Annotated in this window: 20 protein-coding genes; 9 read left to right on the top strand and 11 right to left on the bottom strand. The window is 70.1% G+C overall.

All coding sequences use genetic code 11. The annotated features are described in order from the left end of the window. Positions 1–3: 3 nt before the first annotated feature. Together ABD197_RS13525 and ABD197_RS13520 are read right to left on the bottom strand one after the other, a co-directional pair. Positions 4–681: a DUF305 domain-containing protein gene (locus ABD197_RS13525; RefSeq protein WP_344055385.1), complete on the bottom strand. Its 678-nt coding sequence runs from the start codon at positions 679–681 to the stop codon at positions 4–6. Positions 682–684: 3 nt separating this feature from the next. Next, complete coding sequence (locus ABD197_RS13520) at positions 685–1,404, bottom strand: thioredoxin-like domain-containing protein (protein ID WP_344055383.1); 720 nt, start codon at positions 1,402–1,404, stop codon at positions 685–687. Between the two features lie 204 nt (positions 1,405–1,608). Between ABD197_RS13520 and ABD197_RS13515 the strand changes: the two genes are divergently transcribed. From ABD197_RS13515 to ABD197_RS13490, 6 genes are all read left to right on the top strand, one after another. Next, the gene (locus ABD197_RS13515; protein WP_425561018.1) at positions 1,609–2,937 is read left to right on the top strand and encodes a multidrug effflux MFS transporter; all 1,329 of its coding nucleotides are present in this window, start codon (positions 1,609–1,611) and stop codon (positions 2,935–2,937) included. Positions 2,938–3,051: 114 nt separating this feature from the next. Continuing rightward, the gene (locus ABD197_RS13510) at positions 3,052–3,732 is read left to right on the top strand and encodes a phosphatase PAP2 family protein (RefSeq protein ID WP_344055381.1); all 681 of its coding nucleotides are present in this window, start codon (positions 3,052–3,054) and stop codon (positions 3,730–3,732) included. Positions 3,733–3,741: 9 nt separating this feature from the next. Continuing rightward, entirely contained in the window at positions 3,742–5,652 is a 1,911-nt protein-coding gene (locus tag ABD197_RS13505) for a helicase HerA-like domain-containing protein (RefSeq protein WP_344055379.1), read from the top strand. A 21-nt stretch (positions 5,653–5,673) separates the two neighbouring features. Then, positions 5,674–6,279 (top strand): dihydrofolate reductase family protein, encoded by a 606-nt coding sequence (locus ABD197_RS13500; RefSeq protein WP_344055377.1) that lies wholly within the window; start codon positions 5,674–5,676, stop codon positions 6,277–6,279. Between the two features lie 38 nt (positions 6,280–6,317). Continuing rightward, entirely contained in the window at positions 6,318–6,947 is a 630-nt protein-coding gene (locus ABD197_RS13495; protein WP_344055375.1) for a GNAT family N-acetyltransferase, read from the top strand. 10 nt (positions 6,948–6,957) lie between these two features. Next, positions 6,958–8,538: an SDR family oxidoreductase gene (locus tag ABD197_RS13490; protein WP_344055373.1), complete on the top strand. Its 1,581-nt coding sequence runs from the start codon at positions 6,958–6,960 to the stop codon at positions 8,536–8,538. A gap of 3 nt (positions 8,539–8,541) precedes the next feature. Here the strand turns inward: ABD197_RS13490 and cydC are convergent, their stop codons facing one another. The 6 genes from cydC to ABD197_RS13460 all read right to left on the bottom strand — a co-directional run bounded on the left by cydC (position 8,542) and on the right by ABD197_RS13460 (position 15,832). Further along, the gene (cydC, locus tag ABD197_RS13485) at positions 8,542–10,251 is read right to left on the bottom strand and encodes a thiol reductant ABC exporter subunit CydC (RefSeq protein ID WP_344055371.1); all 1,710 of its coding nucleotides are present in this window, start codon (positions 10,249–10,251) and stop codon (positions 8,542–8,544) included. Beyond that, complete coding sequence (gene cydD / locus ABD197_RS13480) at positions 10,248–11,948, bottom strand: thiol reductant ABC exporter subunit CydD (RefSeq protein ID WP_344055369.1); 1,701 nt, start codon at positions 11,946–11,948, stop codon at positions 10,248–10,250. Before cydD ends, cydC begins: the two co-directional genes overlap by 4 nt. Positions 11,949–11,989: 41 nt before the next feature. Continuing rightward, a complete protein-coding gene (gene cydB / locus ABD197_RS13475; RefSeq protein ID WP_344055367.1) occupies positions 11,990–13,021 on the bottom strand; it encodes a cytochrome d ubiquinol oxidase subunit II in 1,032 nt (343 codons plus the stop codon). A gap of 9 nt (positions 13,022–13,030) precedes the next feature. Then, the gene (locus tag ABD197_RS13470) at positions 13,031–14,476 is read right to left on the bottom strand and encodes a cytochrome ubiquinol oxidase subunit I (protein ID WP_344055365.1); all 1,446 of its coding nucleotides are present in this window, start codon (positions 14,474–14,476) and stop codon (positions 13,031–13,033) included. Positions 14,477–14,626: 150 nt separating this feature from the next. Next, entirely contained in the window at positions 14,627–15,247 is a 621-nt protein-coding gene (locus tag ABD197_RS13465) for a winged helix-turn-helix transcriptional regulator (RefSeq protein WP_344055363.1), read from the bottom strand. A 48-nt stretch (positions 15,248–15,295) separates the two neighbouring features. Then, positions 15,296–15,832, bottom strand: coding sequence for a GNAT family N-acetyltransferase (locus ABD197_RS13460; protein WP_344055361.1), 537 nt, complete (start codon positions 15,830–15,832; stop codon positions 15,296–15,298). A 59-nt stretch (positions 15,833–15,891) separates the two neighbouring features. On the opposite strand from ABD197_RS13460, the gene ABD197_RS13455 reads away from it, so the two are divergent. Continuing rightward, positions 15,892–17,457 carry a molybdopterin-dependent oxidoreductase gene (locus ABD197_RS13455; protein WP_344055359.1) on the top strand — a complete coding sequence of 522 codons (1,566 nt, stop codon included), beginning with the start codon at positions 15,892–15,894 and terminating at the stop codon, positions 17,455–17,457. An 80-nt stretch (positions 17,458–17,537) separates the two neighbouring features. Then, on the top strand, positions 17,538–18,911 hold the full coding sequence (locus tag ABD197_RS13450; protein WP_344055357.1) for a serine/threonine-protein kinase: 1,374 nt from the start codon (positions 17,538–17,540) through the stop codon (positions 18,909–18,911). Positions 18,912–18,918: 7 nt separating this feature from the next. Here the strand turns inward: ABD197_RS13450 and ABD197_RS13445 are convergent, their stop codons facing one another. Both ABD197_RS13445 and ABD197_RS13440 read right to left on the bottom strand, forming a co-directional pair. Continuing rightward, complete coding sequence (locus ABD197_RS13445) at positions 18,919–20,202, bottom strand: ion channel protein (RefSeq protein ID WP_344055355.1); 1,284 nt, start codon at positions 20,200–20,202, stop codon at positions 18,919–18,921. Positions 20,203–20,256: 54 nt separating this feature from the next. Next, positions 20,257–20,646, bottom strand: coding sequence for a pyridoxamine 5'-phosphate oxidase family protein (locus tag ABD197_RS13440; RefSeq protein ID WP_344055353.1), 390 nt, complete (start codon positions 20,644–20,646; stop codon positions 20,257–20,259). Between the two features lie 52 nt (positions 20,647–20,698). Here ABD197_RS13440 and ABD197_RS13435 point away from each other — a divergent pair, with 52 nt between their 5' ends. After that, entirely contained in the window at positions 20,699–21,103 is a 405-nt protein-coding gene (locus tag ABD197_RS13435; RefSeq protein WP_344055351.1) for a glucose-6-phosphate dehydrogenase, read from the top strand. Between the two features lie 3 nt (positions 21,104–21,106). Here ABD197_RS13435 and ABD197_RS13430 read toward each other — a convergent pair whose 3' ends face one another. Continuing rightward, positions 21,107–21,559, bottom strand: coding sequence for a hypothetical protein (locus tag ABD197_RS13430; RefSeq protein WP_344055349.1), 453 nt, complete (start codon positions 21,557–21,559; stop codon positions 21,107–21,109). Between the last annotated feature and the right edge of the window lie 169 nt (positions 21,560–21,728).

The following is a 21,728-nucleotide window of genomic DNA, read 5'->3' as shown; positions in this document are numbered from 1 at the left end:
CGATCACTGTAGCGAGGCGGTGCACCCCAAGCGCGCCTGCATCGCGGTCATCGCGTCGATCTCGGCCGTCTGGCCGGCGCGCATCGCCTCGGCGACCTGACGCACGCGCTCGACCGAGCCCAGGTCGATCGCCGCCTGCGCCATCGGGATCGCTCCCTCGTGGTGGCGGATCATGAGCTCGAGGAACAGGCAGTCCGCCTCGGAGCCGGTCGCCGCCGCGAGGGCGTCGAGCTCGGCATCCGTCGCCATGCCCATCGCGGCCCGCGCCTCGTCGTCGCTGAGGGCGGATCCGCCACCGCCGTGCTCGTGACCGCCGGGAGCCCCGCTCATCCACGCCATCATGGGGCCGCCGGATTGCGGCAGCCCCCACTGGACGAGCCAGTCGTACATCTCGCCGCGCTGCCCGGCTTGCCCGGTCGCGATGTCGTACGAGAGCACGCGCAGCTCGTCGTCCTCGGTCTTGCGGTAGATCTCCATCGCCATCGCGATCGCCTGTGCGTGGTGCACCTGCATGTCGCGCGCGAAGCCCGCATCAGCGGATGCCGTGCCCGGGGTCGCCGGCACGGAGCCGAACGTCGAGAAGCGACCGACCGCGAAAGCGAGACCGCCGATCGCGAGACACGCCAGCACGATCGCGAGCCAGCGCGGCAGCGACGAGCGGGGGGCGTCCTCGGACGTCATGCGCTACTGCTTGCCGGGGGCGTTCAGTGCACCCGAGCAGGAGGCGTTGGGCTCCGGGGCGTTCTGGCTGCGCCAGTAGGCCGAAAGGAATTCGGACACGCGTGCGTCATCGGCGGAGTCGAGCTTCAGCTGGGCGTTCCATGCGCTCATCACGATGGGGGAATCCAGGCCCTCGTACGGCGAGAGCACGATGTAGGAGGAGGGCAGTTGGGCCTTCAGGGCGTCGAGTTCGGCGCCGGCGACCTGCTCGGCGTCGTACGTGATCCACACCGCGCCGTGCTCGAGCGAGTGCACCGCGTTCTCGTTCGGCACGGGCTGGTCGTAGATGCCGCAGTTGAGCCAGATCGCGTTGTGGTCTCCACCGGTCGGCGGGCTCTGCGCGTAGTCGACGGAGCCCTCGACGTGGTTGGCGGTGTTCTCGAACGTCTCCACACCCTGGATCGACGATCCGTCGCCGTCGCCCGGCTGCAGCGTCGGCGCCTGCGCCGGAGCGAACACGATCGACGCGATGATCGCGGCGATCACGCCGACGGCGACCACCGAGCCGACGGTCCACCAGACCACCTTGCCGCGCCGGCGCTTCGCGAGCTGCTTCTGGTACTCGACCAGCTTCTCCTGGCGCTTCTGCTCGCGCTGCTGCTTGACGGTCTGGTTGATCTGGGCCTGGGTCGCGGGGTTGCCGCTGGTCTTCTTGTCGGCGGGGCGCGGGGGTGTCGGGGTCATGGATCTGATCTCGGCTCGGGCGCCCTGAAGGCGGCTCGGAAGGTAGACACATCCTATGCGAGCGCATACGAGAGAGGGCTGTGAGGAAGGGGCCTGTGTCCGCTATCATGGGAGTTCGAATCGATTCGACGACGCTCTGTCGCGATTCCCGCCGCACCTCCGGCACCCCCCCCCGTCACCCGCGCTGCCACGAAACGAATCCCTGTGCTCGATACCGCATCCACGCCCACCCAGAAGCCGCACGTCCCCCGCACGACCGGTGCGATCCGCACGCTCGGGAGCAACCCCGCGACGGCGCCGATCATGCTGCATCCCGGGGATGCCATCACGCACCGCCGCCGGGTGCTGTACATCGTGCTTCTCGGCGCCCTCACGGCGCTGGGGCCGTTCACGATCGACCTGTATCTGCCGGCCTTCCCGGTGCTGGAAGAGGACTTCCAGACCACCGCCGCCGTGATCCAGCTCACGCTCACCGGGACGATGGTCGGCTTCGCACTGGGCCAGCTCATCGTCGGACCGCTCAGCGACAAGGTGGGTCGCCGCGTTCCGCTCCTCGTGGTGACGGCTCTGCACGTCGTGGCGAGCACGGCGGCCGCACTGGCCCCGTCCATCGAGCTCCTCATGGTGGCGCGCGTCGGCATGGGAATGGGCGCGGCCGCGGGCGGCGTCGTCGCGATGGCGATCGTCCGTGACCTGTTCGGCGGAAAGCGCCTCGTGGTCATGCTGTCGCGCCTCGCGCTCGTCTCGGGCGTCGCGCCGGTCGCCGCGCCGCTGGTCGGATCGGCGCTCCTGGCCGTCATGCCGTGGCGCGGCATCTTCGTCGTGCTCGGAATCTACGGAGCCGTCCTGCTGGCCTGCGCCATCTTCGTGATCCCGGAGACCCTGCCCAAGGCCCGGCGCAGCGACAAGGGCAGCACGACCGTGCTGCAGCGCTACCAGAGCGTGCTCCGCGACCGCGTCTTCATCGGCACGCTCGTGATCGGGGCGATGACGTTCAGCGGTCTGTTCTCCTACCTCTCGGCATCCTCGTTCCTCTTCCAGCAGTCGTTCGGCTTCGACGCTCAGCAGTACGGACTGCTGTTCGCCGCGAACTCGCTCGGCGTCGTCACCGGCGTGCAGTTCGCCTCCCGGCTCGCCGCGCGCTTCGGACCCCAGTGGGTGATGGCGTACTCCACCGGCGTGCTCGTCGTCTCCGCGGCCGCGATCATCGTCTTCGACCAGTTGGGCTTCGGCCTCTGGGGAACGGTGATCCCGCTGTTCTTCTTCATGACGGCGTGCGGCTTCACGTTCCCGTGCGTGCAGGTGCTCGCCCTCGACCGCCACGGCAAGGCGGCCGGTACGGCCGCGTCGCTCATCGGAGCGACGAACTTCGGCATCGCGGGCGTCATCTCGCCCGTGGTCGGCTGGATCTCGCGCGATGCGGGCATCACGGCGACCACGATGGCGGCGGTCATGTTCGGGTGCGCCGTGATCGGCGTGATCGCCCTGTGGACGATCGTGCGGCCGCGTACGGTCGCGATGCTCACTCCCTGACGGAGACGACGCCCCGCCGGCGACCGGAATCAGCGGGAGCGTCGGGAGCATACACGGTCGTGACCGCGCGCCGCGGCCCGCGATTTCTGCGGAGATACCGGCCAGAATGGGCGGATGACGACGGTTGACAGCGCGCGCGCGGAGAATCTGAATCGGCCGCTGCTCTTCGGGGTGGGGGCGCTGCTGCTGCTCGCGGCCGCGGGCCTGGGCACCCTGATCTATTTCCGCACCGAGACGTTCGACGTCGACGTGTGGTGGAACGGGATCCTCGCCGCCAACGACGTGCCGTTCCTGGACACCTTCTCGTACGTCATGAACTTCATCGGCGCCGGGTGGTTCGGCGTCTTCGCCGTCCCGATCGTGGCGACCGTGGCACTGCTGCTGCTGAAGCGGCCGTGGTCCGCCGCGTTCTTCATCGTCGCCGAGGTCGCCGCGGCGGGCGTCGTCCAGGTGCTCAAGCACGTGTTCGGCCGCGCGCGTCCCGAGGAGATCATCGTCATCTCGGACTTCGGATCCTTTCCGTCCGGTCACGTTGCGAACGCGGCGACGCTCGCGACCGCCGCCTTCATCCTGTTTCCGCGGCTCGTGATCGCGCTCGTCGGGGTCGCGTACATCCTCCTCATGGCGCTCAGCCGCACGGTGCTGCACGCCCACTGGCTGACCGACACCATCGGCGGCGCGCTCATCGGGATCGGCGTCGTCCTCATCGTCGCCGGGATCTTCGCGCCGAAGCTGATCCAGGAGCGGCCGAGCAGGCAGAAGACGGTCGAGTCCGCCCCCGCGCCGCCTCAGTAGGCTGTGCGCATGAGTGCCGCCGAGCCCGTCGATCCGTCCGTCGCCGCCGCCGAAGCGGAGCTCGCGAGGCTTCGCGCAGAGGCCGAGGCGGCCGAAGCGCAGCTGAAGGCGGCGCAGGCCCGGGCAGCGCTCGCGGCCGCCGAAGCCGCGGCCGCGAGGGCGGCGGCCGCACCGGCGGGGCAGGCGACATCGACGTCCCCGGAGCAAGCCGCGCCCGCAGCGGACGTCCCGCCGGCCCCCGCGGAGTTGCCGTCGACACCCGCGGCGGAGGCTGCACCGCAGGCAGCGCTCGCCGGGCCGCTGAGCCCCGAGCAGGTGCAGACCGTGATCACGGGGTACACCTTCGCGGCGGAGACCCTCGACCTCGGCGCGCTCATGAACGGGGATGCCGTTCCCGATGCGCAGATCCGCATCCCGCTCGGCATGATGAACCGTCACGGCCTCGTCGCGGGAGCCACCGGGACCGGCAAGACCCGCACCCTCCAAGGGCTCGCCGAGCAGCTTGCGGCCAAGGGCGTCCCGGTTTTCGCCGCCGACATCAAAGGCGACCTCTCCGGGGTCGCGACACCGGGCGAGTCCAGCGAGAAGCTGCTCGCGCGCACCATGGCGATCGGGCAGGACTGGTCGCCCGCGGCATCCGTCACGGAGTACTACGCCCTCGGCGGTGTCGGCAAAGGCGTGCCGGTCCGCGCGACCGTGTCGGGATTCGGTCCGCTGCTGCTGAGCAAGGTCCTGGGGCTGAATGCCACACAGGAGTCGAGCCTCGGGCTCGTGTTCCATTACGCCGATGCGAACGGTCTCGCCCTCGTCGACCTGTCCGACCTGCGGGCGGTGCTGACCTACCTCACCAGCGCCGAGGGTAAAGCGGAGCTGAAGAACCTCGGCGGTCTTTCCGCCGCGACCGCGGGCGTGATCCTGCGCGAGCTCATCACGTTCGCCGACGGAGGCGCCGACGTCTTCTTCGGCGAGCCCGAGTTCGACGTGCGCGAGTTCCTGCGCACGGCGCCGGACGGGCGTGGCATCGTGAGCCTCCTGGAGGTGCCCGGCGTCGCCGACAAGCCGGCGCTGTTCTCGACGTTCCTGATGTACCTTCTCGCCGAGCTGTTCGAGCTGCTCCCCGAAGTCGGCGACCTGGACAAGCCGAAGCTCGTGTTCTTCTTCGACGAGGCGCACCTGCTCTTCCGGGACGCCTCCAAGGACTTCACCGCCGCGATCGTCCAGACCGTCCGCCTCATCCGCTCGAAGGGCGTCGGCGTCTTCTTCGTGACGCAGACCCCGAAGGATGTCCCGTCCGACGTGCTGGCGCAACTGGGCTCACGCGTCCAGCACGCGCTGCGCGCATTCACCCCCGACGATGCGAAGGCGCTCCGCGCCACGGTGGGCACGTACCCCCGGTCGGGCTACGACCTCGAGCGCGTCCTGCAGGAACTCGGAACCGGTGAGGCGATCGTGACCGTCATGAGCGAGAAGGGCGCGCCCACTCCCGTCGCCTGGACACGTCTGCGCGCCCCGCAGGGACTGATGTCGCCGACGCCGGACGCCGCGATCGACGCCGCCGTGGCGGCATCCCCTCTGCTGCCGAAATACGGCACCCCGATCGATCGGGAGTCCGCCCGCGAGATCCTGACCGCACGGATGAACGCGGCGAACGACGCCGCGGCGGCGCAGGAGGCGGCGCTGGCCAAGGCGAAGGCGGATGCCGAGTACGCGAAGCAGCAGGCGGCGATCCAGAAGCAGGCCGACAAGGAAGCCAAGGCGCGCCAAGCCGAATACGACCGGCTGCTGAAGAAGACCTCCGGGACGACCCGGACGCCGCGCGCGGCGCAGAAGTCGCCGCTCGAGCAGATCCTGGGGTCCAAGTCGACCCAGACGATCCTGAACGGCGTGATCCGCGGCATGTTCGGGACCGGCAGACGCTGACGCACAGAACGGAGATCGCACATGGCGCACACGACCTGCCACATGTCCATGTCCATCGACGGGTTCGTCGCGGGTCCTGCGCAGAGCCGAGACGATCCGCTCGGAGTCGGCGGGCTGGCGGTGCATCGCTGGCACCTCGGGGACCCGCGCGTGACCGAGGCCGACGCGACCGCGTCCGGCTGGCTCGGTCGTCCGCGCGGAGCGTACGTGATGGGCCGCAACATGTTCGGGCCGATCCGCGGAGCGTGGGACGAGGACTGGCGGGGGTGGTGGGGTCCGGAGCCCCCCTATCACGCGCCCGTGTTCGTCCTCACCCACTTCGCCCGGGAGCCGATCGAGATGGCGGGCGGCACGACGTTCCATTTCGTGACCGACGGGTTCGACGCGGCGTATGAGCGCGCCGTCGAGGTCTCCGGTGAACGCGGCGTGGACATCGCCGGCGGGGCGTCCACCGTCCGCCAGGCGCTCGCGGCCGACGTCGTCGATGAGCTGACGATCGATATCGCACCGGTCGTCCTGGGATCCGGCGAACGGATCTTCTCCGACCTGGATGTCTTCGGCTTCGAACCCGTCGAGGTGCTGCACTCGCCGTTGGCGACCCACATCCGGTATGGGCGGCTGGAGTGAACCGGGAGACGGAGAGCGACCGCTCGTAGGCTGGTGCGGTGCCACGCATCCGCCCCTTCCGACCCGGCGACGAACCCGCACTCGCCGAGATCTGCCTGAAGACCGCGGATGCCGGAGCCGACGGGACCGGGATCTTCGCGGACGACCGCATCTGGGCCCAGATCTTCGTGCTGCCGTACGTCGCGCGGCATCCCGATCTCGCGTTCGTCGTCGAGACGGACGACGGGCGCGTCGCGGGCTATGCGGTCGCGACGGACGACACCGATGCCTTCGAGGCGTGGTTCCGTGACGAATGGTGGCCCGAACATGGAGCGTTGTGGCCGAAGCCGGAGTGCGAGCGCTCGCGCCAGGACGGCACGCTGATCTACGCCTACTCGCGGGCGCCGGGCGTGGAGCCCTATGCCGCTCGATATCCCGCTCACCTGCACATCGATCTCCTTCCGGAGCTGCAGGGACAGGGGTGGGGGAGGCGGCTGATCGAGACCGTCGTCGCCGCTCTGCGGGCGCGCGGCGTGCGGGGTCTGCACCTGGTCGCCTCGGCCGACAACGCCGGCGCGCTCGCGTTCTATCCGCGCGTGGGTTTCGACCCGATCCCGTCCCACGACGGCGTTCAGGCGTTCGCGATGGATCTGCCCGCCACGCGCCGAGCGCCCTCCGCGGGGGCATAGCCTTTCGGGCATGGACGATCTGACTGCGCCCACCGGTCGAGAAGAGGCTCTGCGCGCCGTGCCGCGAGAGGACGGCACCGCTCCCCGCGCGCTCGTGCTCGGCGCCACGGGATACCTCGGCGGACGCCTCGTGCCCCGTCTGCTGAACGCGGGATACCGCGTGCGGGTCCTCGCGCGCGACGCCGCACGGGTCGCCGCCTTCGACTGGGGGAGCAACGTCGAGGTCACGGAGGGCGACGCGGCCGATCCGGCGGCGATGGCGGACGCCGTCCGCGACGTCGACGTGCTCTACTACCTGGTCCATTCGATGGGCGCGGGCAAGGGCTTCGAGAGCGCGGATCGCGAGGCCGCCACGACCGTCGCGACGGCCGCGGCGGCGGCGGGAGTGCAGCGGATCGTGTACCTCGGGGGACTGCATCCGGAGAACACCGAGCTGTCGGCGCACCTCCGATCCCGCGTGGAGGTCGGGCAGATCCTCATCGACAGCGGCGTTCCGACGCTCGTCCTGCAGGCCGGCGTCGTGATCGGCTCGGGCTCCGCGTCGTTCGAGATGGTGCGCCATCTCACGGAGGTGCTGCCCTACATGCCGGCCCCCAAGTGGGTGCGCAACCGCATCCAGCCGATCGCCGTCCGCGACGTGCTGCACTACCTCCTGGGCGCGGCACGCGTCGACCCCGACGTCAACACCGCCGTCGACATCGGCGGGCCCGACGTCCTGCGCTACGGGCAGATGATGAACGGCTATGCGGTCGAGGCGGGCCTGAAGCAGCGCGGCATTGCCGCGCTGCCGGTGCTCACCCCGCGTCTGGCCTCGCACTGGGTCAACCTCGTCACTCCCATTCCGCGGCGCGTCGCGATGCCGCTCGTGGAGTCGCTGCAGAACGAGTGCATCGTGAAGAACCGCGACGTGGACGCGCTGATCCCGCAGCCCGAAGGCGGTCTGACTCCGTACCGGCGGGCGGTCGCCCTCGCGCTCGGCAAGGTGGAGCTCGACGCGATCGAGACGAGCTGGCAGGACGGCGAAGTGCTCGGGGTTCCGAGCGACCCCCTGCCGAACGATCCGGACTGGGCGGGCAAGACGGTGTTCACCGACAAGCGCACCCTCGCCACGCCCGCCTCACCGGAGGCGCTGTGGCGCGTCGTGCAGGGCATCGGCGGTGAACGCGGGTGGTACTCGAACCCCTTCCTGTGGGCGATCCGCGGGTGGATGGACAAGCTCGTCGGCGGTGTGGGGCTGCGTCGGGGGCGTCGTCACCGCGACCGACTGGTCGTCGGCGATGCGGTCGACTTCTGGCGGGTCGAGGCGATCGAGCCCGGCGCGCTGCTGCGGCTTCGCGCCGAGATGAAGGTTCCCGGACTCGCCTGGCTCGAGATGCGCGTCGCGCCCGAAGGCGAGGGCTCGCGCTACGACCAGCGCGCGGTCTTCTTCCCGAAAGGACTCGCCGGGCGCCTGTACTGGTTCGCCGTGCTGCCGTTCCACGGCTTCATCTTCGCCGGCATGGCGGCGCGGATCACCGCCGCGGCCGTCGCCGCCGACGAAGAGGCGAAGGCGGATGCCGGAGCCGCGGAGCGCGAGAAGCAGCCGGCCTGACCGTCAGGCCGGGACGACCCGCCCTCGCACGAGGCGCACCTCGCGGTCGATCATTCCGGCCGGCACCTCCACGTGCGAGATGAGCACGACGGCCTGATCCTCACCGACGGCCGAAAGGAGGTCGGTCAGCAGGGCATCGGAGGCGGCAGGGTCGACGCCCGCGGTCGGCTCGTCTAGCACGAGCACGGGGAAACCCCGCAGCAGTGCGCGGGCGAGCGCGAGACGCTGCGCCTGACCGCCGGAAACGAGCGCACCGCGTTCGCCGACCCGTGCATCCAGCCCGCCGCGCTCGCGCACCCATCCGCCCAGCCCCACCCTCTCGAGCACGGCCAGGAGGTCGGCATCCGTCGCCGTGTCCCGTGCGAACAGGAGATTCTGGCGGATGTCCTCGTCGAACAGCATCGGCCGCTGCTCGCACAGTCCGATCGTGAGCCGGACATCGTCGGGCACCAGGTCGGCCACGGGCACGCCGCCGATCGTGAATGATCCCCGCGCGTCGAGGAACCGCACGAGCACGTGCGCGAGTGTCGTCTTGCCCGAACCGCTCGATCCCACGACGAGCACCCGCTCGCCGGGCCGGATGTCGAGATCGACGTGGTGCAGGGAATCGTCCGAGGCGCCGGGCCAGCGCGCCGACACTGCGCGCAGCCGCACGCCCTCGCCGAGCGCCGGGGCGACACCGGTCGGCGTCGCCGTCTCGCGGACGAGGCCGTCGGGCACATCTGCGGGGACGGCGTCGGCGATGCGCTGCGCGCTCCCGCGCACCTGTCGCCAGGCAGACGCCGCGAGCGGCACCGAGCCGAACACGTCGAAGACGGCCATGGGCACCAGGACGGCGATCGCGAGTGCCGGCGCCGTGAGGTCGCCGGCGGTGAACAGCGGGGCGGTCGCGAGCAGCGCGGCGACGGAGGCGAGGCCCGCCAGGAGCGAGACGAGCGCGGTCGTCCCCGCCTGCGCCAGGGTCCGTCGCACGAGGGCGGCGCGCAAGGCGGCGTCCGCGGCGCGGATGCGCTCGCGCGCAGCCTCCTCCGCTGCGAACGCGATCAGGACGTCGAGGCTGCCGAGGTGGTCGAGCACGGCATCCGCGAGCCGCGCCCGCAGCGGCGCGAGCGCGCGTTCCGCGCGGGCGCCGGCCGCCCACCCCCACAGCGTCGAGACGAGTCCGGCGGCGATGAGGCACGCGAGCAGCGTGAGGGCAGCGGGCCAGGAGATGAAGGCCATGAAGACGACGGATGCCGCGGCCACGAGTGCCGAGGCGACGAGGGGCTGCACGACCCGCAGGGGCAGGTTCTGCAGCTCGTCGACATCGTCGACGAGCGCGCCGAGCACCGAGCCGCGGCGCGTCGTGCCGAGTCCGTCGGGGGAGAGCGGGATCAGCCGACGGACGAGCGTGGACCGCGTCTCCGCCAGTTGACGGAGCGCGGCGTCGTGCCCGGCGAGACGTTCCAGGTAGCGGAACGTCGCGCGCGTCAGGGCGAAGAGCCGCACACCGACGACCGCCGCCGACAAGTACAGCAGCAGGGGCTGTTCGCTCGCCCGGACGATGAGCCAGGCGCTCACCGCGAGGAGCGCGACGGCTGACGCCTCGGACAGGAGTCCCGACGCGGCCGCCGGCCAGAAGCGACGAGGGGGCGGCATCGCGCCGCGGAGGACGGCCGACGCGGATGCGGCGCGTCCGTCTCCGACGCGCTCGCGCCCGTCGATCCGGGTCATCGGCTCGCCTCCTGTCCCTCGAGCACGACGACGTCATCGGCGATCGCGTGGGCCGTCCTCCGGTGGGAGATGAGGAGCACCGCCGCGCCGTCGTCCGCGAGCTCTCGGAGCGATCGCCACACGCGCTCCTCGGTCTGCGCATCCAGGGCGGCGCTCGGTTCGTCGAGGGCGATCACGCCGGCCCTGCCACAAAGGTGCCGATACAAGGCGCGCGCGACCGCGACGCGCTGCGCCTGCCCGCCGGACAGGCCCGCGCCCTGCACGCCGAGCACGAGGTCGGGCGGGAGGTCGTCGGCCGCGGCCAGGTCGAGAGCGCGCAGCACCCGATCGGCGTCCGGAGCGGGATCCCCCAGCGCGATGTTCTCGGCGATCGAGCCCGTGATGAGGCCCGGCTGCTGACCCGCCCAGGCGAGCCACTCCGACGGGGCGAGCCCCGCGATGTCCGCCTCGCCGTAGGTCGCGGTCCCGGTCCACTCCGCAGCGCCGCGGAGTGCCGCGAACACGCTGGTCTTGCCCGATCCGCTCGGCCCCTCCAGCACGGTCACGGTTCCCGGACGCACGTCCAGGTCGACCGGTGGCAGCATCCGCTCGCCGTACCGAACGCGCAACCCCCGCACGACCAGCGGTCTCGTCGGTCGAGTGTCCAGAACGCGCCGTGCGTCGCCCGAGGGACGCGGCGTGTCGTGGACACTCGGCGGGAGCGCTTGCGCGGCGTCCAGGACGGCGAACACGTCATCGGTCGCGGCGACCCCCTCGGCCGCGGCGTGGAACTGCACGCCCACCTGACGCAGCGGCAGATACGCCTCCGGGGCAAGCAGCAGGACGAAGAGTCCGACCGCCAAGGTGAGAGCGCCGTCGAGCAGCCGGAAGCCGATCGAGACCGCGACGATCGCGACCGCGATGCTCGCCAGGAACTCGAGCGCGAAACCCGACACGAACGAGATCCGCAGCACCCGCATCGTCTCGCGACGATAGTCGTCCGTCACGCGTTCGATGGATGCCGCAGCCCGGTGCTGCCGGCCGAACACCTTCAGGGTGCTGAGCCCCTGCACGGTGTCCGAGAACCGGGCGGCGAGGTGCTTCAGCGTCGCCCACTGGCGCTTCTGGACGCTGCGCGTCGCGAGGCCGATCAGCACCATGAAGATCGGGATCAGGGGGAGGGTGAGCAGGACCGTCAGGCCGCTGATCCAGTCCGCCCACCACATCACCGCGAGGATCACCGGCGTCGCGATCACCGTGAGGACGAGCTGCGGGAGGTAGCGACCGAAGTACGCGTCGAGCGCTTCCAGCCCGCGCCCGGCCGTCACCGCGAGCTGTGCCGAATTGCGGGTGGAGAGCCATCCGGGGCCGAGGCGCCCGACGGCGTCGGTGAGCGCCGCCCTCAGCTGCGTCTGCACCCGGGCGGACGCGCGCGCGCTCGCCGCGTCGCGCAGCCACAGCAGTGCGGCCCGCGCGACGACCGCGGCGACCAGCCACCCGAGCGTCCCCATGAGCTCGGGCGTCGGCATCCCGTCGATCACGCCGGTGATCGCCCGCGTGAGCAGCCACGCGATCGCGATGATCACGAGCGTCTGCGCAGCGCCGAGGAGCGCGATCAGGACGAAGAAGGCGCGGGACGCGCGCGCGTAGCGCAGCAGTCGCGGGTCGACGGGGCGCGTGCGTTCGCGCGCGGGCGCGTCCATCGTGCTCTGGCTCATCACAACGCTTCGACCCTAGCGGGGGTGGGTCGCGCCCCCGCTCAGTGGGTCGTGACCGCCGCCTTCTCGATGCGCGACCGGGTGACGCGCTTGCGGAACACCCAGTACGTCCACGCCTGGTACGCGAGCACGAGAGGCAGGAAGATGACCGCCGCCCACGTCATGATCGTCAGCGTGTAGTCGGTGCTCGAGGCGTTCTCGATCGTCAGGCTGTTCGCGATGTCGTTCGAGGCCGGCATGACGTACGGAAAGAGCGTGAACCACAGCGTCAGGACCGCCGTGACGATCGTGGCGGCCCCGAAGCCGAACGCCCACCCCTCGCGGTCGCGCATGTTGAACACGAGCGACATGACGAGCGTCACCGCGGCGATCGCGGCGCACGCGATCGCGAACTCCGTCAGCGGCGCGCCCCGGCCTGCGGCGATGAAGATCGTCCAGATCAGGAAGGCGGCGGCGACGACGACCGTGAGCAGACCCGAGCGGCGGGCGAGGCGTCGCGCGTCCTGGTGCACCTGACCGTCGGTCTTCAGCGCCACGAAGTACACGCCGTGCGTGAAGAACAGCAGGAGAGTGGTCAGTCCACCGAGAAGACCGTACGGGTTGAGCAAGGTCAGGAAGGATCCGATGAACTCGTGATCGGCATCCAGCGGCACACCCTGCACGATGTTGGCGACCGCGACTCCCCACAGCAGCGCCGGCACGGCGGAGCCCACGATGATCATCGTGTCGAAGGCCTTCTTCCACTTCAGGCCCTCCCGCTGGTGTCGGTACTCGAACGAGACGCCGCGGGCGATGAGCGCCAGCAGGATCAGCAGGAGGGCGAGGTAGAAGCCGCTGAACAAGGTGGCGTACCACTCCGGGAAGGCCGCGAACAGGCACGCGCCGGCGACGATGACCCACGTCTCGTTGAGATCCCAGACGGGGCCGATCGTGTTGATGATCTGCCTGCGGCTGATGTCGTTCTTGCCGAGGAACGGCAGCGACATGCCGACGCCGAAGTCGAAGCCGTCCAGGACGAAGTAGCCGACGAACAGGAATCCGACGATGAAGAACCAGATGTATGCGAGATCCATGGCGCTCTCCTAGTAGACCGTCGTGGGGGTGTCTTCGAGCGCCGTCTCGGCGGGGGGCGGGTCGTCCGGCCCCGGCAGCGGCTCGGGACCCTTCTGTGCGGTCTTCAGGATCAGGCCGACTTCGACCACGGCGAGGATCGCGTAGATCAGGGTGAACGCCACGAGCGAGATCAGTACGCTCCAGCCGGGCACGCTCGGCGAGACGCCGTCCTCGGTGAGCATGAGCCCGAACACGATCCACGGCTGGCGGCCCATCTCGGTGAACACCCAGCCCACGAGGATCGCGAACAGGGATGCCGGCCACGCCCAGATCGCGAGGCGCCACGCCCAGGTCGGGACCGGGCGCTTCGCGCTCTTGCGGGTGAGCCACAGCCCCACCACCGCGGTGAGCGCAGCGACGCCGCCGAGACCGATCATCCAGCGGAACGCCCAGTACGTGACCCAGAGGACCGGGGCGAAGTTGCCGTCGACCTGGTCGGCGAACTGCGGGAACATCTCGGTGGTGTACATCGCGTTCAGGTCGTTGATGCCCTCGACGCAGCCGTCCAGCGAGTGGGTGGACAGCAGGGCGAGAAGGTAGGGCACGCGGATCGAGAAGAGCTCGCTCGTCCCGTCGGGCGTGCCGAGCGTGAAGATCGAGAACGACGCGTCCGCGCCGCACGCGCTGTCGAACATGGCCTCGGCCGCGGCCATCTTCATCGGCTGCGTCTGCACCATCACGAGGCTCAGCTGGTCGCCCGAGAGCGCGACGCCGGCGAACGCGATGATCATGCCCCACAGGCCGTACTTGAGCGAGGTCCGCATCATCTCGACGTTCTGCTTGCGCACCAGGTGCCAGGCGGAGATGGAGATGATGACGCCCGCGGTCATCATGAACGCCGCGAACAGGGTGTGCGGCAGTGCGGCGAGGGCGACGGGGTTGGTCAGAACGGCGAAGAAGTCGTTCATCTCCGCGCGGCCGCCGTCCTGCGACATCTGGTAGCCGACCGGGTTCTGCATGAAGGCGTTCGCGGCGAGGATGAAGTATGCCGAGAACCAGGCGCCGATCGTCGCGATCCAGATGCTCGCGAGGTGCAGGCCCTTGGGCAGCTTGTCCCACCCGAAGATCCAGAGCCCGATGAAGGTGGCTTCGAAGAAGAACGCCATCAGCCCCTCGAACGCCAGCGGTGCGCCGAAGACGTCGCCGACGAAGCGGGAGTAGGACGACCAGTTCATTCCGAACTGGAACTCCTGCACGATTCCGGTCACGACGCCCATCGCGAAGTTGATCAGGAAGATCTTGCCGAAGAAGCGCGTGAGGTGCAGCCACTTGAGGTTGCCGGTGCGGTACCACGCACTCTGGAAGATCGCGACGGTCAGTGCCATCCCGAGCGTGAGCGGCACGAACAGGAAGTGGTAGAGCGTCGTCAGACCGAACTGCCAGCGCGCGAGAAGCAGTGGATCGAACAGGTCCATGGATTCCCCTTCAGGTCCGCATCAGTAGGCGAGTGCTGCGGCGACACTGGTCACGGTACACAGACCGGGCGTGCCCAGGCGATGTCGAAACCGTGCAAAATACCTCGACGTCGAACGACCCGCGCTCAGCGGAATCCCCGGCCGACGCGCTCATGAGCGCACGAGTTCGACGGTGCAATCGGTGGGGCGCACCGACGTGCGGATGCAGCCGGCCTGGAGGGGACCCCCCGCTTCGGTAAGCACGGCTTGCATGAGTCCCAGGTGCACCGCGCAGAGCGTCTCGCGATGGTCGGCCTGGCTCGCGGCGTGCGGACACGGTGACAGCTCGATCGTGAGCCTCTCCTCGTCGACCGCGGGATCGAATCCGGATTCGGCGAGGTGCTCGACGATCGCGTCCAGCTGGTGGGTGGCGGCCTCTCCGAGCCGGGCGACACCGCGTCCGGTCCAGGGCATCACCCGGCGCATGACGTCACCGCGATCGGCGGCCTCCTTCACCTTGCGGCGGGCGATCGGGCTGGAGGCGCGACCCGTACCGGTCGCGGCGGAGTACAGCGTGCGCGGGCGCCCGCGCCGCGTGCGGTGTTCGATGCTCGGCAGGACATGACCCGCCTCGATGAGTCGCTGCAGATGCTCGCGCACCGTGTTCGGATGAAGTCTCGTGAGCTCGGCGAGCTCGGCGATCGTACGCTCGGGGCGGGCCTGGACGAGTGCGAGGATCTCGACGCGCGAGTAGCTGGAGATCGCACTGTATCCGGCGCGGGGCATCGACATGCCCCCGATTATTCAAGGCGCGGAATGCGTCGCTCAGGGTCGAAGGTCCTACCGGAGCCGCTTCACGCGTCGGCGCTCGTGCAGCGTCTGCGGATTCGCCCCGCCGATCAGTCTGTCGTCGTGTTTTTCCGCGCCGTCCTCCCGCCAGCCGTGTCTCTCGTAGAAGGATGCCGCCCGCGTGTTCCCGTCGAGTACCCAGAGGTGCGCGAGATCGAAGCCCGCCTCGGCCAACCGTCGCTCGGCATCCGTCAGCAGTGCGTGCCCGATGCCCGACGACCACTCCTCCGGCAGGGCGTAGATCGCGTAGAGCTGGCCGTTCGCCAGCAGATCGTCATCGAGGGATCTTCCGTACGCCGCCCAGCCGACCACGGCGCCCTCTCCCTCGGCGACGAGATCGCCGCCGCGCGGGTCCGCGTGGTATTCCTCCCACAGTTCGGCGCGGCGTGCGGCCTCGCGGTCGATGTCCATGCGATCCAGGACCGCCTGGTCGATGAGGCCTTCGTAAGCCGCGCGCCACGAGCGCACCCGCACCGTCGCGATCGCGCGCGCATCCGCGATGGTCGCTGGTCTCACCGTCACCGTCATGGCTCGACCGTAGCGGCGGGCGGCGCAATCCGAATGCGCGCCGGCGGCGAACAACAGGCATGGTCAGCGAGAAGAGCGGTCGTCTGCGGTTCTGGGTGTGGGCTGCAGTGTCCGGAGTCGTCAGCGCCGCGGTCTTCCTCGCCGCGGCTGAGTTGATGGCGCTTCTGGTCGCGCGGGAGGGCAGCCCGATCCTCGCCGTCGGCTCGTTCGTGATCGACATCGTGCCGCAGCCGTTCAAGGAGTTCGCAATCGCGACCTTCGGCGAGTACGACAAGATCGCGCTCCTGGTCGGGCTCGCGCTCGCCGTGCTGATCGCGTCGGCGATCGCGGGGGTGCTCGAGTACGTGCGACCTCCACTCGGCGTCATCGCGCTCGGCGTCGCGGGCGCGCTGTCCGTCGCGGCGATCCTCACGCGGGCCGGTGCCGGTCCGCTCGCCGCGATCCCCCCGATCTTCGGTGCGCTCGCCGGGGGCACACTCTTGTGGTTCCTGTCCGCACGGCTCCGCCGGTGGGCTGGGGGCGCGGCGGGCGCTCGTGCCGAGGGCCCGGCATCCGTCGATCGGCGTCTGTTCTTCCGGGTGTCCGCGATCGCCGGAGCGGCAGCGGTCGTCGTGGGTGTCGGAGCGCGAGCGCTCATCAACGCGACGGCGTCGTCGATCACCGCGGTGCGATCGGCGCTCAACCTGCCCGCGCCGCGCAGCACTGTGACCGTGCCGGCCGGGGCGGAACTCGACATCCCCGGGATCTCGCCCCTGTTCACGCCGAACGAGGACTTCTACCGCGTCGACACCGCCCTGACCGTTCCCTCGATCGACCCGAACACCTGGCGACTCGTGATCGACGGGATGGTCGACACGCGGGTCGAGTTGAGCTTCGACGATCTCGTCGGCATGGGGCTGGACGAATACGCGATCACCCTGACGTGCGTATCCAACGAAGTCGGAGGTCCGCTGCTCGGTACCGCGAAGTGGCATGGCGTCCCGGTGCGCGACGTCCTGGCACGTGCGGGAGTGCAGAGCGGAGCTGACATGGTGCTCTCGCGCAGCATCGACGGGTTCACCGCCAGCACGCCGCTCGAGTCGCTCACCGACGACGGTCTGGATGCGATCCTCGCGGTCGCGATGAACGGAGAGCCCCTGCCGCTCGAGCATGGCTTCCCGGTGCGCATGGTCGTCCCCGGGTTGTACGGCTACGTGTCGGCGACCAAGTGGCTCACCGAGCTCAAGGTCACGACGTTCGACGCCGACGAGGCCTACTGGACACCGCGCGGGTACAGCGCGAAGGCACCTATCAAGTTCTCCTCGCGCCTGGACACCCCGCGCACCGGTACGCCCGTGACCGTGGGCCGTACCCCGCTTGCGGGTGTTGCCTGGGCGCAGACCGTCGGGATCGAGCGCGTCGAGGTCAGCATCGACGACGGCGACTGGCAGGCCGCGACCCTCTCGACGCCGATCAACGACGACACCTGGGTGCAGTGGTACCTCGACTGGGACGCCACGGCGGGCACCCATTACGTCACCGTCCGAGCCGTGAACAAGGCCGGTGAGACCCAGATCGAGGAGCGCGCACCCATCGCTCCGGACGGCTCGACCGGCTGGCAGCGCAGCCTGATCACGGTCCGCTGACGCGGACGACGACACCGCACGATCGGGGCCCCGTGTCAAGCCTCCTTCGCGGCGTCGATCCTCCTGCGATCATCGATTCGATGACGGAGACGGTCGTCGCCGGGCCTACCCGACCCGGCGATCTGCTCGGCGGACGCTATCGGCTGGAACAGCCGATCGGCGAAGGCGGAATGGGGTCGGTCTGGCGCGCCGTCGACACCGCACTCGGGCGGACGGTGGCCGTCAAAGTGTTCTGGGGCAGCACCGGGGGAGAGGGCGACGCGACCCGGCGAGAGTCCGAGAAGCGGCTGCTCGCCGCGGTGAGTCACCCGTCGCTCGTGACCCTGTTCGACGCACACATCGCGGCATCCGGTCCGTCGTACCTCGTCATGGAGTACGTCGACGGCGGAACGCTCGCGTCGCTCATCGAGAAGGGGCCGATCGGGCTGCGGGATGCCGCGTCCCTCGCGACCGACCTCGGCGAGGCCCTGCACGTCGTGCACGCGGCGGGCATCATCCATCGCGATGTGAAGCCGGCCAACATCCTCCTGCGTCCCCCGCTCACACCCGATCACACGTTCCGAGCGGTGCTCGCGGACTTCGGCATCGCGTATGTCGCCGATGCCGCCCGGGTGACGGCCCCGGGAACCGCGATCGGAACGGCCGCGTACATCTCGCCCGAGCAGGTCCGAGGTCACGAGCCGACGCACGCCTCCGACATCTACAGTCTCGGACTGGTGCTGCTCGAGGCGCTGTCGGGGCGGCGCGCGTACGCGACGCAGACTCCGGTAGAGGCGATCGCCGTCCGTCTGACCGCATCGCCCGTGATCCCCGGCGACTGGGGGTACGGGTGGCGGTCACTTCTCACGGCGATGACGGCTCTGGACCCCGCCGATCGTCCCGATGCACTCGAGGTCGCTCGTCGGGGTCGCGACCTGGACACCGCGGACACCGCTCCGGCGCTCACCCTGCCGGTCGGCGTCGTGGTGCCGCCGAAACCGGCGGTCCTGCCGCCGCTCGCCGCGCCCGCTGTCCCCCCGGTCTCAGCCGAGATGACCCAGGTGCTCGCGGCGGAACCGCCGTCGCCCGCGGTGACGGCACCCGGTCTGCGAACCCGGCATCGCCCCATCCGTCGCACGCGCCCCAAGGCACTCGGCCTCGTGCTCGCCGCCGGTGCCGCCGCGGCAGTGGTCATCGCGATCGGGTCCTGGCTCGGTGTCACGGCGTCGGATCCGTCGCCCACGTTCCGCCCCGAGGTCGTGAACCCCGCACCGTCGGAGCCTCAGCCGATCTCGGAGACGACCGATCAGCCCGAGGAGCCGGCGACCGTCGATCCGAGTACGGTCGACCCGGCACCGGTCGAGCCCGCCGCGCCGGTCGAGAACAACTCGGGGAACGAGAACGCCGGCCCGGGTAACAACAACGGCAACGGCGACGGCAACAGCGGCAAGGGTGGCGGCAAGGGCAAGCCCTGACGGTGGCTCAGGCGGTGACGCGCGGTTCCGTCGTCGCGGCAGGCAGGATACGGAACTGCGGCACCTGCGAGACCAGGAGCCACGCCGGGAGCACGACGAGGCACAGCACCGGCAGCAGAGCGATATCGCCCGGGATCGCCACTGCGACGAACAGCGCGAGCCATCCGTCCCGGGCGACGACGAGCACCATGCCGAGCACGGCGCAAGCGACGACCAGGCTGATCGAGAGTCCGGGGAACAGCGCGCTGACGAGCAGGCCGAGCGCCACTCCGATGAATGCCGCGGGGAAGACCCGTCCTCCGCGGAACAGCGCGGACGCGGCGACCAGCAGCGCGACGATTTTGATGCCCGCGATGATCGCGAGCTGACCGGCGTCGTACTGCGTCGGGTCCTTCAGCAACTCGCCCATCTGCGTGAGCCCCTTGAACATCGTGATGGGCCCGCCGATGAATCCCAGGATGCCGAGGATCAGACCGCCGACCGTCGTGATGATGATCGGGTGGCGAAGGGCGTGCATCGTCTTGTACACGAGCGGGAAGAGGTACAGCGCGATCAGTCCGACGACGGTCACGGCGCACGCGACGAGCGCGCCGATCAGGATGTCACCGGCCTGCGGCGGTCCGTAGGCCGGCATGTCGAAGTCGAACGGGGGCGCACCCAGCAGATGCATCGTGATGGATGCCGCTCCCGCGGCCGCGAGCGGGAGGAAGAGCTTGTCCCAGAGCGAGCCTCCCGCGCGGACCGCCGCCACGAGACCGGTGAAAACCAGCGCCGCCGCCACCGGCGTACCGAACAGCGCGCCGATCGTGGCTGAGGCGGCGAGGAGCGTCGACACCTGTGGCGTCACCGCGGGTAGGAACCGCGCGAAAACCGCGACCATGATCGCGGTGTTGATCGCGATGATCGGGTTCTCCGGCCCGAGGCTCACGCCACCCGCGAGTCCGAGCAGGGTCACCAGTGCCAGGCCGGGCAGGGTCTTCAGTGGCAGGGGAGGGGCGACGAGCTCCGTCGTCGCCGAATCTGCGCCGCCGTGTCCGGGGAGCACCTGCAGGGCGATGCCGACGGCGAGTCCGGTGACGGTCAGCACCAGGATGATCCACCACCCGTTCGGATCCACGCCCAGCGCCGTGGGAGCGGCATCCCAGATGACGTTCGACAGCGCGTCGGCCGCCCTGTCGAGCGTCCAGAGGATCAGTGCCGAGACGATGCCGACGAGCAGGGCGGGAATCGCGAGCAGCAGAAGTCGCCGCGGCGTCACGTTCGGATCGGTTTCGGTGGGCGCGAGGGTCATGAGCGGAAAGTACCACCAGCCCCGCGGTTCGCGCCCGCAGTCTGTGCGGCGTCCTCAGACCCAGACGCCGGCGGATCCCAGCATGCGCTCCGGCGTGATCCGGATCACGACGCGCCGGGGGTTCGGTCGAGGCTGTCGATAGCGCCGCGCGTACAGCTCGACCGCGCGTGCGACCGCGTCCGGTTCGCGCTCGATCACGGCGTGCCCCGAGATGCTCAGCCATTGCGGCCCCGAGACCTGGCCGACGCTCGCGCGAGGATCGCGCTCGATGTTGCGCACCTTCTGGCTGCCGTCGCTCGTGATGATGCGCACGACGCCGTCCTCGAACGTGAAACCGACCGCGACGACGTGGATGCTCGCATCCCGCGCGAAGGTGGAGAGGGTCGCCAGGTGGTAGTCGCTCAGAAGGCGCGCACCGTCGGCGGTCGGCTGGAGTACGGGCATGGTTCCATCATGGACGGGTCAGGACGGTCGCGGCGCCGATTACTCTGGAGGGATGAAGGTCACCGCCTCCTCCGACTGGCGCGACGACATCCCCTTCGAGACTCCCACGCTCGTGGCTGATCTCGTTCCGGGCGAACCGGCGCGCTGCTCGGTGTGCGGCGCGGCCTCCGCGCCGCTGGCGCGCACCGAGCTGTGGGCCGTGAAGCATCGTCACCCGAATCAGCACGCGGGCTACATCCGGTTCTACTGCCTCCTGCACCGGCCCGAGCCGCGACGTGCGCCCGTGGAGCCGGTCGCCGCTCCCGTACGCCGCGCGCCGCGGGCCCGTGCGGAGAGCACGGCGCCGGTGCGTCGACCGGTGTCCCTGGATGCCGCTCCCCGCGCCATGTGCCCGGATTGCTTCGTCGAGGTCTCGGCGACGGGGGAATGCGGGATGTGCGGCCGGCAGGTCGCCTGAGCCTCAGCCGGCCGCGCGCCGGACGATGTCGCGGAGCGCCGCCTCGACGGCATCCGTCACCTCGATCACGGCGTAGGCCGTGGGCCACATGACGCCGTCGTCCAGCAGGGCGTCCTCGTTGAAGCCCACCGTGCCGTAGCGCGTGTCGAACTTCGAGGCGGGCTGGTAGAAGACGACGACCTTGCCGTCACGAGCGTAGGACGGGAATCCGTACCAGGTCTTCGGGTCCAAGTGCGGAGCCTCTTCGAGGACGATGCGGTGCAGGGCCTCGGCGACATCCCGGTCGGTGCCGCTGAGCGCGTGAACGGCATCCACGCACGCTTGAGCTTCGCGTTCCTTCTTCGCCGATCCGGTCCCGCCCTTGCTCTGCTCGCGCAGCTCGGCGGCGCGCTGCTTCATCGCGTCTCGCTCGGCGTCGCTGAAGCCCGTGGATCCTCCGTCGCGCTTGTCGGCCATGTGCTCATTCCCTCCTCGATCGGTCTGTGTTGTCACGATACGGCGGGGCCGCGGACATCGCTTCTCCGATCCTGCTCGGTCAACATCCGACGCGTGCGGTCGTCCCGCGGACGTCGCCAGCGTCGGCGTCGGCGTCGGCGTCGCGGAGTCGGCATCGCGGAGTCGGCGT

It is taken from the genome of Microbacterium lacus, from assembly GCF_039531105.1.
Lineage (GTDB): Bacteria > Actinomycetota > Actinomycetes > Actinomycetales > Microbacteriaceae > Microbacterium > Microbacterium lacus.
The sequence above is the reverse complement of the archived record's forward strand: the minus strand, read 5'-3'. Positions and strand labels throughout refer to the sequence as shown.